Source organism: Patiriisocius sp. Uisw_047 (assembly GCF_047730165.1).
GTDB lineage: Bacteria > Bacteroidota > Bacteroidia > Flavobacteriales > Flavobacteriaceae > Patiriisocius.
Window position 1 is genome coordinate 2,699,412 of record NZ_CP159834.1, and the last position, 14,378, is coordinate 2,713,789.

The 14,378-nt window shown below is 36.3% G+C and carries 14 protein-coding genes; 10 read left to right on the forward strand and 4 right to left on the reverse strand.

Going from position 1 to position 14,378, the window contains the following annotated elements:
• Positions 1-32: 32 nt before the first annotated feature.
• The 5 genes from ABXT71_RS11755 (at position 33) to ABXT71_RS11775 (ending at position 5,217) form a co-directional block, all read left to right on the forward strand.
• Complete coding sequence (locus tag ABXT71_RS11755) at positions 33-776, forward strand: glycosyltransferase (protein ID WP_415371551.1); 744 nt, start codon at positions 33-35, stop codon at positions 774-776.
• Positions 777-899: 123 nt separating this feature from the next.
• The gene (locus tag ABXT71_RS11760) at positions 900-2,312 is read left to right on the forward strand and encodes an ArnT family glycosyltransferase (RefSeq protein ID WP_415371552.1); all 1,413 of its coding nucleotides are present in this window, start codon (positions 900-902) and stop codon (positions 2,310-2,312) included.
• An 89-nt stretch (positions 2,313-2,401) separates the two neighbouring features.
• A complete protein-coding gene (locus tag ABXT71_RS11765) occupies positions 2,402-2,758 on the forward strand; it encodes a hypothetical protein (protein WP_415371553.1) in 357 nt (118 codons plus the stop codon).
• 270 nt (positions 2,759-3,028) lie between these two features.
• The gene (locus ABXT71_RS11770) at positions 3,029-4,684 is read left to right on the forward strand and encodes a SulP family inorganic anion transporter (protein WP_415371554.1); all 1,656 of its coding nucleotides are present in this window, start codon (positions 3,029-3,031) and stop codon (positions 4,682-4,684) included.
• Between the two features lie 308 nt (positions 4,685-4,992).
• Positions 4,993-5,217, forward strand: coding sequence for a DUF1272 domain-containing protein (locus ABXT71_RS11775; protein ID WP_415371555.1), 225 nt, complete (start codon positions 4,993-4,995; stop codon positions 5,215-5,217).
• Here ABXT71_RS11775 and ABXT71_RS11780 read toward each other — a convergent pair whose 3' ends face one another.
• Complete coding sequence (locus ABXT71_RS11780; RefSeq protein WP_415371556.1) at positions 5,218-5,715, reverse strand: DUF6265 family protein; 498 nt, start codon at positions 5,713-5,715, stop codon at positions 5,218-5,220.
• A gap of 1,315 nt (positions 5,716-7,030) precedes the next feature.
• Here ABXT71_RS11780 and ABXT71_RS11785 point away from each other — a divergent pair.
• Positions 7,031-7,525, forward strand: a complete 495-nt coding sequence (locus ABXT71_RS11785; protein WP_415371557.1) for an RNA polymerase sigma factor — start codon at positions 7,031-7,033, stop codon at positions 7,523-7,525.
• A gap of 4 nt (positions 7,526-7,529) precedes the next feature.
• A complete protein-coding gene (locus ABXT71_RS11790; protein ID WP_415371558.1) occupies positions 7,530-8,177 on the forward strand; it encodes a hypothetical protein in 648 nt (215 codons plus the stop codon).
• A 103-nt stretch (positions 8,178-8,280) separates the two neighbouring features.
• Here ABXT71_RS11790 and ABXT71_RS11795 read toward each other — a convergent pair whose 3' ends face one another.
• Both ABXT71_RS11795 and ABXT71_RS11800 read right to left on the reverse strand, forming a co-directional pair.
• The gene (locus tag ABXT71_RS11795; protein ID WP_415371559.1) at positions 8,281-9,084 is read right to left on the reverse strand and encodes a lysophospholipid acyltransferase family protein; all 804 of its coding nucleotides are present in this window, start codon (positions 9,082-9,084) and stop codon (positions 8,281-8,283) included.
• A gap of 65 nt (positions 9,085-9,149) precedes the next feature.
• Positions 9,150-9,791 (reverse strand): NUDIX hydrolase, encoded by a 642-nt coding sequence (locus tag ABXT71_RS11800; RefSeq protein ID WP_415371560.1) that lies wholly within the window; start codon positions 9,789-9,791, stop codon positions 9,150-9,152.
• Positions 9,792-9,882: 91 nt separating this feature from the next.
• Here ABXT71_RS11800 and ABXT71_RS11805 point away from each other — a divergent pair, with 91 nt between their 5' ends.
• The gene (locus ABXT71_RS11805) at positions 9,883-10,491 is read left to right on the forward strand and encodes a peptidylprolyl isomerase (RefSeq protein ID WP_415371561.1); all 609 of its coding nucleotides are present in this window, start codon (positions 9,883-9,885) and stop codon (positions 10,489-10,491) included.
• 212 nt (positions 10,492-10,703) lie between these two features.
• Here ABXT71_RS11805 and ABXT71_RS11810 read toward each other — a convergent pair whose 3' ends face one another.
• Complete coding sequence (locus ABXT71_RS11810; protein WP_415371562.1) at positions 10,704-12,167, reverse strand: aminoacyl-histidine dipeptidase; 1,464 nt, start codon at positions 12,165-12,167, stop codon at positions 10,704-10,706.
• 115 nt (positions 12,168-12,282) lie between these two features.
• Between ABXT71_RS11810 and ABXT71_RS11815 the strand changes: the two genes are divergently transcribed.
• Positions 12,283-13,350, forward strand: a complete 1,068-nt coding sequence (locus ABXT71_RS11815; RefSeq protein WP_415371563.1) for a DUF3810 domain-containing protein — start codon at positions 12,283-12,285, stop codon at positions 13,348-13,350.
• A 122-nt stretch (positions 13,351-13,472) separates the two neighbouring features.
• Positions 13,473-14,264, forward strand: a complete 792-nt coding sequence (locus ABXT71_RS11820) for a DUF3050 domain-containing protein (RefSeq protein ID WP_415371564.1) — start codon at positions 13,473-13,475, stop codon at positions 14,262-14,264.
• Positions 14,265-14,378: the final 114 nt, after the last annotated feature.

Genomic DNA, 14,378 nt, shown 5'->3' on the forward strand with positions numbered 1-14,378 from the left:
ATAAAGTAACGTAATCACAAAATAATAAGCTAGTGCCAAATAAAAATATTGTAATTATACCTTGTTATAATGAAGCCTCCCGGCTTCCGTTGGTGGCATATTGTTTGTTTCTAGCACAAAACGACAATACTCATCTGGTTTTTTCAAATGACGGATCTACCGATAACACACTAGCGGTTTTAGAAACTTTAGCCCAAGAGTTCCCAAAAAAGACTACTATTTATAATCTTGAAAAGAACACTGGAAAAGCCCAAGCAGTAAGAGAAGCGGTTCAGTATTGCTTCGGAAATTTTAACGACTTTAAAACGATAGGCTATCTTGATGCAGATCTTTCTACCGGCCTAGACGAATATGTGTCCATCACAGAAAACATTAAAAGTGAAGTCGTCTGCGCGTTTGGTTCTCGTATCTTAAAAATAGATAATCATATAGACAGAAAAAAGTATCGCTTTCTTATAGGTAGAGCAATTGCTACCATGATATCTAAGCAACTAGAGGTAAGTGTTTATGACAGTCAATGTGGCTGTAAAGTATTTTCTTCAGAAATAGCACAAAAACTTTTTAAAGAGCAATTTATCTCAAAATGGCTTTTTGATGTAGAAATATTCCATCGCTTAATAAGCATGTATTCTAATAAAGAAATGAAAAATGTGTGTCAAGAAATTCCTTTAAAATCTTGGATTGATGTGGACGATTCGCGCGTTAGTACCTCGTACTTCTTTAAAATGTGGCAAGATTTATATACCATTAGAAAAAGATACAACTCAAAAGATTAGAAATTTTTAAAATGTCAAAAAAGCAAGCCACAAATTCCAAAGAGAATTTCAAAACTTCAAAAGGAAAAAGGTTCAGAACAAATTTATAAACGTCTCGAGAAAACAATAATCTTTTAAATAAATATGCATCGCTTCTCTCATTTATTAAACAATCCTCAATTCTATAAAATTTCTGTAGCTATCCTTATAGCTATACGCGGTATTTTTAATGCGGTAGTTCCATTGATGGATAAAACCGAGGCCAGATACGCTGAAATCGCACGATTAATGGAAGAAACTGGAAACTGGATCACACCACAAATAGATTATGGCGTTCCCTTTTGGGCAAAACCACCTCTATCTACTTGGCTCTCTGCGGCGAGTATGAATGTTCTTGGGGTGAATGAATTTGCTGTACGATTGCCTTATTTACTGCTGGTTGTAGCGATGGTATTATTAATAGGGAAATATGCAAAACGAGCGCAACTCCCCTTCTACTTGCCGGGTTTCATTTTACTGCTTATCCCAGAATTATTCTTGCACGCTGGCGTTGTATCTACGGACACAGCACTCACACTGGCGGTAACTTTAACATTTTTATCATTTTGGGAAGCCACTCATAACGGTAAGAAATTATGGGGCTATTTGTTTTTTATAGGAATAGGGCTTGGTCTTTTAGCAAAAGGGCCTGTTGTAATTATCTTGTGTGGACCGCCCCTATTTCTATGGATGGTATTTCAGAAAAAATACAAAACTGTTTTCACAAAAATCCCTTGGATTCTAGGGCTTTTAGTTACCGCACTAGTAGCTGTACCTTGGTATTACTTGGCAGAACAAACGACCCCAGGTTTTATTGACTACTTTTTAGTAGGCGAACATTGGTTACGATTTACAGACTCAACCTGGAAAGGTGATAAATATGGTTTCCCAAAAACACAGCCTATGGGTATTGTTTGGGCTTTTCTATTGCTCTTTGCTTTGCCATGGATTCAAATTATTATTTACAAAGTTTTTAAAACTAGAGTGACTATTTTTAAAGATGAATGGGTACTATTTTTACTCCTGTGGCTCCTATGGACGCCCCTATTTTTTACGGTTTCTTCAAGTTTGATCCACACATACATTATGCCTGTAATGGCACCTGCTGCACTATTAATCGTCCATTGGTGGCCTACAATAAAGAGTAAGAAACCCTTAGTTATTGCTTCGCTATCCTTGGTAGGGGGTTGCGTTTTATTTCTAATTGGAGTTATCGTTACAGATACCGCAGAACAGAACGCTAACACAGACAAGTACTTTATCGAGAACCATCCTGAGCAGATTAAAATTAATGAGTTTTATCACTTCGGAAATAAGAGTTATTCAAGTCAGTTCTATTCTAATGGCATTGTGCAATCAATTTCCTTGAAAGAACTCAAGGCAAAAGAAAATGCATTCTGGCCTTTTTGCTTTATTATCAAGAAAAAGGAGATGAAAAAATTAAAAAATATTGACTTTTCAAATTTTGTGCTGATTGACGAAAATAAATCGAAGTTTTTCTATAGTGTTCCTAAATAAAGTGCTGATTCAAAAATAGTTAGTAAGACCGACACTATTTCAATAGCTGTATCTTGTGAGTTATTCTAAAACCTCAAACACGCCTCACAATGAAAATAGATTCAAAACTTCATGGCATCATAGATTATCTGGTAGTTATTTTTTTATGGGTCTCCCCTACATTATTTAATATGCCAGAAATGACCGCAACCTTCACATATGCGCTAGTTGCTCTTCATTTGATTCTTACTGTTTTTACTAATTTTGAAATGGGCATATTCAAAAAAATACCATTTACTGTTCACGGCTGGATAGAATTAATCGTCTCTATAGCGCTTGTAGGAGTAGCTTTCTATTTAGGTTCGATAGAAGGAAAGTTTTCACATAATTTCTATTTAGGTTCAGCTGTCACGATATTCATCGTATGGTTTCTCACTAATTATAAAGTAAGAATAATCAATCCATAATATTTTAGAAAGAACTGCACAAAAATAGATGATACAAAAAAGGTCCACCCTCTCGAGTCGACCTAATTTTTACAAAATGTTTCTTTTTAGAGATTCTTCGTTAAAAGAATTTACTTTATGTTTCATCTTGGGGCAATAGTTAAAACTACTGGGTCAAAACTACGGCATCCTTAGCATTAATCCTACATTATTACCTCATAAATTTATCCTTTTGTCCTTTATTTAAAGTAATCTAAAACAGTATCTTTGCGCCTTATTTAAATGAGGCACATGTTACTACAAAAAACCATTAAAAACTTTACTCAGAATCCGAAAAACGATATTCTTTCTGGAATAACCGTAGCATTAGCGCTCGTGCCAGAAGCTGTAGCTTTCGCTTTTGTTGCAGGTATTGACCCACTAGTTGGGTTGTATGGAGCGTTTATGATGGGAATTATCACATCCCTATTTGGCGGCCGTCCAGGTATGATTAGTGGAGCAACAGGAGCGATGGCAGTGGTTATGGTAGCACTTGTAGCAAAAGGGAACGAAGTAGGTTTAGCTCTTGAAGCACCAGTAGAGAACCTTGGGCTACAATGGCTATTTATCACATTACTGTTTGTGGGTATCATACAAATACTAGCTGGAGTATTTCGTTTAGGTAAATTTGTGAGACTCATACCGCACCCCGTAATGATGGGCTTTGTAAATGGTCTAGCTATTGTTATTTTTAAATCACAATTAGGTTTATTTCCAGAGCTTGCAACAGAGGGGATATCTTTTACAGAAAATATGGGAGCGTGGTTTACTGCGTTTTTCAGTAGTATAGATTTTTGGAAAATGATGGGGCTTATTGGACTTACCATGGCAATTATGTATGGTCTTCCTAAACTAACTAAAAAAATACCAGCTGCGCTTGCTGCCATCGTTGTGGTTGCTGCGATTGTTATTTTTGGTAAAGTAGAAGTTTCAACTGTAGGTTCTTTTATTACAGATGGCGGTGGAACAGGTTTACAAGGGGGACTACCTACTTTTCAAGATCAAATTTTTACTTTATTCTATACAATTAAGGGACATTTCTGGACTACAATATTACCTTTTGCAGGAATTCTTGCGGCAATAGGACTTATCGAGAGTTTAATGACCTTAAATCTCATCGACGAAATGACTGAAACACGTGGTAGCGGAAACCGGGAGTGTATCGCTCAAGGAAGTGCAAACATGTTGAATGGATTTTTTGGAGGTATGGGAGGTTGTGCGATGATTGGGCAATCTATAATTAACATCAACTCTGGTGGTCGTGGTCGTTTGTCTGGAGCTGCAGCAGCTATCGCATTATTGTGCTTTATTTTATTTGCAGCGCCATTGATAGAACAGATTCCTATTGCGGCACTCGTGGGTGTAATGTTTATGGTTGTGATCGGGACATTTGCCTGGAGTAGTTTCCGAATTTTAAATAAGATTCCCTTAAGTGATGCATTTGTTTTAATCGCTGTTTCTTTTATAACTGTGTGGCAAGATCTTGCTATTGCCGTGATTGCAGGTGTAATTATGAGTGCGCTTAGCTTTGCCTGGAATAGCGCAACCCGTATTAGAGCCCGTAAAAGCGTAAAAGAAGATGGCACGAAGGTGTATGCTATTTGGGGACCATTATTTTTTGGATCAACTACTGCTTTTAACAGCAAATTTGACATTGCAACAGACCCAGAAAAAATAGAAATAGATTTTATCGAGTCTAAAGTGAGTGATCACTCTGGTGTAGAAGCATTGAGAAATATCGCCAACAAATATATGGAGCAAGGCAAGCAAGTAAAACTTACTCACCTTAGTCCAGATTGTAAAGAAATGCTTGTCAAATGGAATCCAGAATTTGAGAATATTATTCAAGATGCCATTGATGACCCAAGATACCATGTGGTAACGAGTATGCTTGATAGTGAGGTCTAATTAATCAGAACATTCTGATTTCTTAAATAGTAGTGGTAGTTCACCTAATCTTTCATTAGCCAAGTGCCCAATGTAGCGTTATCTAGTTGATATCTTAAAACTAAATTTTTTGAAGATTTTATCTTCACTATTTTTCCTGGTGCTGGAATAATTTTATGAGACATCAACAAATCGTTTATTTAACAGTGCCAGTTCAGGCTGGGATAACTTGTTATATCCTATAAATACAGTTTCGCCATTAATTTTAATTTCGACTTTATTTTTCGCCAAATTTATTAAACCTGCAACTATCATATCTTTAAGAAGCGATGATTTGCAATTATGATTGTACATTTTGTAGTGATCGTGTTGCAAATGTATTGCACAACGTTCGCCCTAATTGTATAGGCAATTTTGTACTGAGGCCAATAAGACCTCAAAAAGAACTACCACAAAATCCAGCCTCAAAAAAGGTGGTTCATCAACCTCTTGAAGCTTTGGGGTTTCAAAAAAGATTGGAAAATAATAAAGATGTTCCGCCAGAAAAGCGCTAATTATTCGGCTTGCTTAAAATAGAATTCTTGCTTTTGTGGAACCCCATTAATAAATCCGGCTACCCAAGCGTGAATGGTATTACCTTCTGGATTTGTGTAGACAATCTGTGAGGGAAACTCATTTCTGGGATTCTCAAATGTAAATGGATGTTCTGCGCCTTCTTTTAATGTAAATACCACTGGATTAGGCTGTACGCCTGCTGTTTCTATATAAAGCAAGATGGCATCATTCTCTTTGAACAACTTCATATGTTCTGCAAATACGGTATCTGTTTGTCTCAGCGTCATACTTTCTCCCACAAAACTGCCGTCTTCCGCTTTTTCCCAATGTTCGTATGACTCTGTTTCACTATTTAAATTCATCCAATCTCCTATGACCCACGATAAATTTTCCATTGAAACTGAAGTCTCTTCTGGGACAACTTCATTTTTATCACTTCCGTTTTTACAGGATGAAACACTTATAAGAATAAGTAGAAGTACGAGTAGGTTTTTCATAATAGTTGGCTTAATATCAAAGATAGCTAATACCACATTAAACATAAAATGCTTCTGAAAACAAAAAAGTTGGTTAATTTACATAGCGTATTTACATATGGTACATACTGGATGCAGTTTTTTTAGTTTGTGCTCTAACGAGCTAACTGACGATTGCGATGCTCTCGCTCCTACCCATTTTCGGATTCTAATGTTACTATTCTTTTTCATAGCTAGTTGATTTTTTTGATGAATGCCTCCTTATCGGTTACGTCCTTTTGCATTCCAGTCAAACGCCAAGGTGTTTGATACGCTGCTCGATAATTGATTACTATCTAGTGTTCTTATAATTGATTGATTTTTTTAACTGCCACTGCGATTGCAAGGGATACTTCTTTCTACAGATTATCTAAATCTTCGCTTCGAGTTCCAAGAGTACCCCTTTGAAGTTGAATTTCTTTCTGACAATTGGTTGGTATCTAAAGTTCTCATAATGTAAGTTTTTGTGGTTGATGTTTTTACTGCAACTGAGATTGCAAATGCTACTCCTTTCTACAGATTATCTAAATCTTCGCTTCGAGTTCCAAGCGTACGCTTTTTAAGTTGAATTTCTTTCTGACAATTGGTTGGTATCTAAAGTTCTCATAATGTAAGTTTTTGTGGTTGATATTTTTACTGCAACTGAGATTGCAAATGCTACTCCTTTCTACAGATTATCTAAATCTTCGCTTCGAGTTCCAAGCGTATGCTTTTGAAGTTGAATTTCTTTCTGACAATTGGTTGGTATCTAAAGTTCTCATAATATAAGTTTTTGTGGTTGATATTTTTACTGCAACTGCGATTGCAAATGCTACTCCTTTCTACAGATTATCTAAATCTTCGCTTCGCGTTCCAAGCGTACGCTTTTGAAGTTGAATTTCTTTTTGATAATTTGTTGGTATTTAAAGTTCTCATAATGTAAGTTTTTGTGGTCTCTGTTTAATAGAAGAATAAAACTCATATTTGTTACAGTACTATGCATTACAAAGTAGTTATTTAACAAATAATTAACATTTACGAAGTGAAAATAAAGCGCCCTACCCTTCACATATAAAGCATTCTTTATATTTCTGAAATTATAAAAATAATGCCCTTTATTAAATTCAAGAAGAACCAAAAGAGCTAATCAATACTAAATGAAGTGCTATTTTTTATAAACTAATATGATGCTAAGGTATAAATGAGCGTGTCAAGCTTATAGTTTTTTCCCCAACACGGGTAGACTCAGAATTTATTTACATACCCTTGTAACTTAATCAAACAATAACACACTTATAGCGTAACCAGAAAACAACCATTGGACAAAGAACTCGAACATAAGTTTGTAACAGAGCTAGAGACGAATCAAAATATAGTACACAAAATTTGTAGGCTATATACTAATGATAAGGATTCTCATAATGATCTGTTTCAAGAAATCACCATACAGCTATGGCGCGCTTACCCTAAGTTTAGAGGGGACAGCAAGTTTAGCACTTGGATGTATAGAGTTGCATTAAATACAGCAATCACCCTGTATAGAAAGTCAAAAAGACGTGTGAAAACACAAGATTTTGAAGGAGTTAGTTTTAAGATATCATCTGAGGATTATGACGATACTGTAGAAGAGCAATTAAAATTAATGTACGCCGCGGTGAAGGATTTGAATGATATTGAGAAGGCGCTGGTATTCCTCTATTTAGAGGATAAGAACTATAAAGAGATTTCGGCAACGTTAGGAATTAGTGAAGTGAATTCACGAGTAAAGATGAACCGAATTAAAGTAAAATTACGAAACGTGTTAAATCCGTAATCATATGGATGAGTTAGACTTATTAAAATCGCAATGGCAAACAAGAGAACACCAGTTCCCGGTATTGTCTTTTAATGACATTTATAAAATGTTGTTGAAAAAATCAAGTTCCATTGTAAAGTGGATCTTCATCATTAGCATAGTAGAGCTCTTGTTCTGGACAATTTTGGCATTTTTAGTGCCAGAATCTAGCAAATCTTTTATGACAGAGATGGGAACGGACACCGTATTTTTAATCATAAATATTGTCAACTATACCGTGTTTGCTTTTTTCATATTGTTATTCTGGAAAAACCATAAGCGCATTCAAGTCACTGATTCTGTAAAGGAATTGATGGAGAATATATTAAAGACAAGAAAGACCGTAAAATACTTTGTTATTTATAACGTGTCTACTGCTGTATCCTTATTGTTAGGTGTCAATATCTTTTATTATCTTAACAAAGAGGCGCTAGCCGCAGCCATACAAAAATCTTCTTTAGATTATAATGCCGTACCACCAGAAATGTTCACAAAGATGTTTTTTATAGGACAGATTGTCGGTGGTATAATTATGGTAGGTTTTGTCTTACTCTTCTATTTCCTTGTCTACGGGTTCTTACTAAAACGTCTTAAAAAGAATTATTACGAGCTAGAAAAAATGGAAATATAAATTAAGTAGTGAATAGTAAATATTATTTTTTATTATTAACCTGGCCCTTTAGGCATACTTCGACTGCGCTCAGCACATCGCTCTTAACTTTGGGCACTTCTCCCTAATACCTCCACTCTCGTTCTTTATTAAGCGCTTCTTCCTTTGCTATTTCTACTTCGGGAATTACCTTTAAAAAAGAAGGATGTTGCTCAATAGCATATTCGATTTTCTCAACAATACTATCTATAGACTCATTTTCATAGTCTATCTCAAGCGGTTGCTTTACTTCAAATGTTTGTAGAATACCTCGTTTTTTTATTCGTAATCCTTTACGATCAAAAGACCGTCTAAAGCCATCAATAACAATAGGAACTACAATAGGTTTATTCCTTTTTATAATATGTGCTGTTCCTTTTCTTATAGGCTTCCAAGGTCTCGTGGTTCCCTGCGGAAATGTAATCACCCAACCATCGTTAAGTGCCGTGGTAATACTGCTTATATCACTCATCTTAACCTGCCTATTTACTTCTTCGCCTTTCGCTCTCCAGGTACGTTCTATACTCACAGAACCTGCATAAGCTAAAATTTTAGGAAGCAATCCAGATTGCATGGTTTCTTTTGCTGCTACGAAATACAAGTTTAATTTAGGGTTCCAGAGATACCCTATGTTTTTGATATTATCATCACGACCGCTAAGACTCGCATTAAACACGTGAAACATAGAAACCACATCTGCAAAATAAGTCTGGTGATTAGACACAAACAGTACATTAGTATCAGGGAGTGCTCTTAGAATCTCACTACCTTCAATCTCTAGTTTATTAAACCCTTTAAAACGTCTGTGCGATAGTGCACCGAGAATACGGATTAACCACAATTTTAAAAAGAGAATATGACCAAATGGATTTTTCTTAAAAAGCCCCATATATTATTAGTTTTCTAAAGCACAGAAAATAATAGTGCTCGGACAAATATACGTAAAATAGGCCTTTAGAGTAGCTGTCTGAGCATTTCTCGTACTTCACTCAGCATCATAGCTGTAGCGCCCCAGACCACGTGACCATTGATAAAATAGGCTGGCACAGCGATAGCCTTTGCATACGAGGTAGTGAGTGTTTTTGATATTATTACGGCATCATCCATAAAGTGATCAAGGTCTACTTCTATAAGCGCTTCTACTTCATCCTCTTGTGCCACAAACAAAGGTGTTTCTTTTGTTACTGCAAAATAGGGTTGCACAAAAAAGTTGCTAGGTGGGATGTAAATTTCTGTGAGCTCTTTAAGTACAGAAACACTGTCACGAGAAACACCGACTTCTTCTTCCGTTTCGCGGAGTGCTGTATCTTGATAGGTAGTATCCCCTTCTTCATATTTACCGCCTGGGAATCCTACTTGGTTAGAATGCACCCCTTTATACGTTTTTCTTAATATTAAAATGAGCTGCGTCTTTCCAGTTTCCGAAGGATAAAAAAGAACTAATACCGCAGCTTTTTTTGCAGTATTCTTATCTCTCGCGATTGTTTTTAATTCAAGCAGGCGTTCTATGGGTGCCATTTTAAGGTGGAAGTCTTCACCGGGAAGTTCCATTTTTGTTACTTTTAACGCTTTATTTAAAAATTCTGTAAACTCCATGATGCCTAATAACTATATATTGATTTTCAGCTTTTGTTTTTTTCTGTCTTGTGAAGATACTAAAAAGAGCGAGCAAGTTTCTACAGAAACTGTGACAAAAATCATCGTGAAAGACACCTTACAAAAGAAAACAGAAACCAAGCCCACTATTACAAAAATTACTAATGAAAACGCAATAGCCTTTCTAAAAGACTACGGCAATAAGAACCCAGAAACCAAGGTGAAGATCAGCACCAGACTGGGAGCTATTTATGTCCAACTATACACAGATACTCCCTTGCACAGAGCAAACTTTATTTACCTCGTGAAACAAGATTATTTTAGCGAAACTTTTTTTCATCGCGTTGTACCTAATTTTATCATACAAGGTGGAAACAGTGATCTCCCTGCTACTAACAGAAAAAGGTATATCCTAGGTGCTGACTATCTACTGCCGGCAGAAATAAAACATCCTCACGTATATGGCACCCTTTCTGGTGCAAAAGAGTACAGAGAGAATCCAGATAAAAAATCACACCCTTATGAGTTCTTCATCTTTTTAGGAAAGCCCGTATCTAAGCGACACCTAGATGGAAGTTACACCGTCTTCGGGAAAGTTACAAAAGGTATGGATATCGTAGAAAAAATTGCCAACCTAGCAGCTGATACTGGCGATTGGCCTTTGCAGAATGTCTATATTTCTGCGGAAATAATAAAATAAAAAACATTCGCGCTGACGGGCCCTGCATAATGAGAAACAAAAAAAGCCCTGATTCACATTAGGGCTTTTCTTATAATCAAATCTAACTTCTAGCTATCAAGCGAAGGAATACATAATTTTTGTCCAGGGTAAATTGATAAAATTAATATGACACTAAATTATAAATAAGTAGCAGCAGGTTTCTAGTTTACAGTTATAAAATTTTATTAAGATTATGCAGCCTTCTGAGGAATGTTCTTTAAAATCGCTAACACAAACTTCCAATATTTTTGAGCTGACGAGATACTCGCGCGCTCATCTGGTGAGTGTGCTCCCTTAATAGTAGGACCAAAAGAAATCATATCCATCTCAGGATAATTCTGCCCTAAGATTCCACATTCTAATCCTGCGTGACAGGCTGCAACAATTGGTTTTTCGTTATTTATCTTTGTGTATAATTCTTCTAGTACTTTTAAGATAGGACTATCCATATTTGGCGCCCATCCTGGGTACTCTCCATCAAAGGTTACATCACAACCTCCCAATTTAAAAGCCGCTCCTAGCGTATTTGCCAAGTCATCTTTAGAAGATTCTACAGAAGATCTTGTAAGACAAGCGATAGTCATGTGACCATTTGCAACCGTTATTTTTGCAATATTATTTGACGTTTCTACAAGGTCTTCAATGGCAGGGCTCATTCTAAAAACACCATTAGGCGCTGCATAAACCATTTGGATTAAAGCTGTTTGCGCTTCCTTTTCCATCACTTTATTTGAAGCGGTCATAGTTTTTTCTATCACGATTTCAAGACTTGGTTCTAGTGATCTGTATTCTTCTTTTATAAGCGCCTCTACACGTTTTACTTCCTTAGTGAAAGTGTTTTTATTTTTATCGATTACAACTACGTGACAAATACTTTCCCTTGGTATCGCGTTGCGGAGACTTCCCCCTTTTAAGGCAGCGATATGAATAACATCACTACAAGCGTGTAGCACCCTATTCATCATCTTATTTGCATTACCAAGTCCTTTAATGATATCCATCCCACTATGTCCACCTTGCAAGCCTTTTACTGTAATCGTGTATGCTTTCGCGTTTGCTGGTGCTGCAACTTCTTCATAAGATCTGTTTGCAGTCACATCTACACCTCCGGCACAGCCCACCCCTATTTCGTCATCTTCTTCCGTATCAAGGTTTAGTAGGATATCTCCCGTAAGCATGCCTCCTTTTAAGCCCATTGCGCCTGTCATTCCTGTCTCTTCATCAATGGTAAATAAAGCTTCAATTGCAGGATGCTCAATGGTTTTACTTTCTAGAACCGCCATAATCGTGGCAACACCTAGCCCGTTATCTGCACCTAGTGTGGTTCCTTTAGCACGCACCCAATCTCCATCTACGTGCATCTCGATGCCATGCGTATCAAAGTTAAAATCAGTATCATTATTTTTCTGATGCACCATATCAAGGTGCGATTGCATCACTACTTTCTTTCGGGTTTCAAGCCCTTTTGTAGCGGGTTTGCAAATAATCACGTTTCCTACTTCATCCTTAATAGTCTTTAAACCCAGCCTATTTCCGAAGTCCATCATAAACTGTATCACACGTTCTTCCTTCTTAGAGGGGCGTGGCACTGCATTTAGGTCTGCAAATTTATTCCAGAGTTCTTTGGGTTCAAGGGTACGTATGGCTTCGTTCATTTTCTTGTTTTTATTTTAGGGTGCTAAGTTACGTACTTTTAGTATTTTTATGCATAAGAATCAGAACTCCTTAACACTATAATTTTCATCACTATTTTTACTTCGGAAATGTTCTATGCATAAAAAAATCGCTCTCATTTTAACATTGCTACTACCAGTACAATATGGAATTCTGCGCCTTCTCTTGCATTTTCCCGAAACCGTAGAAACCTATTATAGCTTGGGCCTCTATCCTATTATTTCTAAAGTATCTAGATTCCTCTTTGGGTGGGTTCCCTTTTCTGTGGGCGATCTTTTTTATGCGCTCATCACAATCTATGCACTGCGCTGGCTGTATAAAAATGTGCGGCGTTTAAGAAGAACACCGCTGCGCTTTTTCTTAGATATCACCGCAACGGTGAGTATGATCTATTTTATGTTTCATATATTATGGGGGCTTAATTATTACAGAATGCCGCTGCACAACTCCATTGGCATTGAGAATGAATACACGACAGAAGAACTCATCACGATGACCGAACGCTTTATCAAAAAAGCAAATAAGATGCACAGGCAATTAGGCTATGCAGACTCAGTTAAAATAATGCTGCCTTACACACAAGAAGAAATTTTTGACCGTACAAAAAACGGCTATGATAACATAAAAGAAGAGTTCCCGATGCTCACCTACGCTCCCGTAAGCCTTAAAAAAAGCGGGTGGAGTCTGGGACTTACCATAATGGGTTATAGTGGTTATCTTAATCCTTTTTCTAATGAAGCGCAGGTGAACAACCTGATTAAGACCTATAAGTTTCCTGTAGTGAGCAGCCACGAGGTGGCCCACCAGATAGGCTATGCAGCAGAAAATGAAGCCAACTTTATCGCCACGCTCACCACCGTAAATAACGACGATACGTATATTCAATATTCGGGTTACATATTTACACTGCGCTATCTTGTTAACGAAGTAGCAAGACGTGATATTAATACCTACCGCGAGTTAATATGCACTATCAACCCAGGAATTCTTAGCAGTTATAAAGAGATGCGCGATTTCTGGGACAGCTATGCAAACCCTGTAGAAGACTTTTCTAAGTATTTTTATAATGGGTATCTGGAAGCAAATAACGTAAGTGGTGGTATTAAAAGCTATAGTTATATGGTTGCCTTGGTGGTTAATTATTTTCAAGGAAAAGTCTTGTGATACTTTATTATTTGATTTATCTTATACGCACATCGCATACTTAAATGAATTGATGACGGGTTCTAGTATTTGAATTTAAAGCATAAATTACATTTCACTAATTTTAATACAAAAAAAACAGGATGAATAGAATACAATACATAGAAAATGAGATTTCCGAATTAAGAAATCAATTACAGAATCATAAGCTTTATGAAAATTTAAATAATTTAGATGATATAAAAACATTCATGGAAAATCACGTATTTGCCGTTTGGGATTTTATGTCACTTTTAAAAAATCTTCAAAAAAACCTTACTACAGTTGAAACACCTTGGACTCCGCCTAAAAACCCTGTACTTTCACGATTTATAAATGAAATTGTTCACGGTGAAGAAAGCGACATTAATGAGTTAGGAGAACCTAAAAGTCATTTTGAAATGTATCTAGATGCAATGTTGCAGATGGGTGCTAATACTGACGAAATCAACAAATTTATAAAACTTATAGAATCAGGGAATTCAGTCAAGTATTCATTAAACGAAATTAATATCGACAAAAGAGTAGCTGATTTTGTGAAGTTTTCATTTTCAATTATCGAAACAAACAAACCACATCTTGTTGCCTCTGCCTTTACCTTTGGAAGAGAAGATGTCATCCCAGACATGTTTAACGAAATTCTCAAAAGTTCTGATTCTGAAAACAAGTTTTACAATAAACTTACCTACTATCTAGAACGTCATATAGAACTTGATGGAGATGAACACGGTCCTCTTTCTCTTAAAATGATTTCTGAGCTATGCAAAGATGATGACAAAAAGTGGGCTGAGACATTATCTGTTGCCAAGCAATCGCTGGAGAAAAGAATTGGGCTTTGGAATGTAATTACCGAATTAATTCAAAAAGAAAAATCCGTAAATAACACGTATATATAGTTAATAAAATAGATCCTTTTTACTGCATAACAGATATACTATCAGGTGGTTATAGAAAATAAAAAACGCACCACGCTGCATTATTTTCGCCTGACTTTAACTTTGAATGTATCT

What these genes read in the sequence shown, in the direction of transcription:
- ABXT71_RS11760 (WP_415371552.1), top strand. Translation starts at nt 900, where the DNA reads ATGCATCGCTTCTCTCATTTATTAAACAATCCTCAATTCTATAAAATT.
- ABXT71_RS11765 (WP_415371553.1), top strand. Translation starts at nt 2,402, where the DNA reads ATGAAAATAGATTCAAAACTTCATGGCATCATAGATTATCTGGTAGTT.
- ABXT71_RS11770 (WP_415371554.1), top strand. Translation starts at nt 3,029, where the DNA reads ATGTTACTACAAAAAACCATTAAAAACTTTACTCAGAATCCGAAAAAC.
- ABXT71_RS11775 (WP_415371555.1), top strand. Translation starts at nt 4,993, where the DNA reads ATGATTTGCAATTATGATTGTACATTTTGTAGTGATCGTGTTGCAAAT.
- ABXT71_RS11780 (WP_415371556.1), bottom strand. Translation starts at nt 5,715, where the DNA reads ATGAAAAACCTACTCGTACTTCTACTTATTCTTATAAGTGTTTCATCC.
- ABXT71_RS11790 (WP_415371558.1), top strand. Translation starts at nt 7,530, where the DNA reads ATGGATGAGTTAGACTTATTAAAATCGCAATGGCAAACAAGAGAACAC.
- ABXT71_RS11795 (WP_415371559.1), bottom strand. Translation starts at nt 9,084, where the DNA reads ATGGGGCTTTTTAAGAAAAATCCATTTGGTCATATTCTCTTTTTAAAA.
- ABXT71_RS11800 (WP_415371560.1), bottom strand. Translation starts at nt 9,791, where the DNA reads ATGGAGTTTACAGAATTTTTAAATAAAGCGTTAAAAGTAACAAAAATG.
- ABXT71_RS11810 (WP_415371562.1), bottom strand. Translation starts at nt 12,167, where the DNA reads ATGAACGAAGCCATACGTACCCTTGAACCCAAAGAACTCTGGAATAAA.
- ABXT71_RS11815 (WP_415371563.1), top strand. Translation starts at nt 12,283, where the DNA reads ATGCATAAAAAAATCGCTCTCATTTTAACATTGCTACTACCAGTACAA.
- ABXT71_RS11820 (WP_415371564.1), top strand. Translation starts at nt 13,473, where the DNA reads ATGAATAGAATACAATACATAGAAAATGAGATTTCCGAATTAAGAAAT.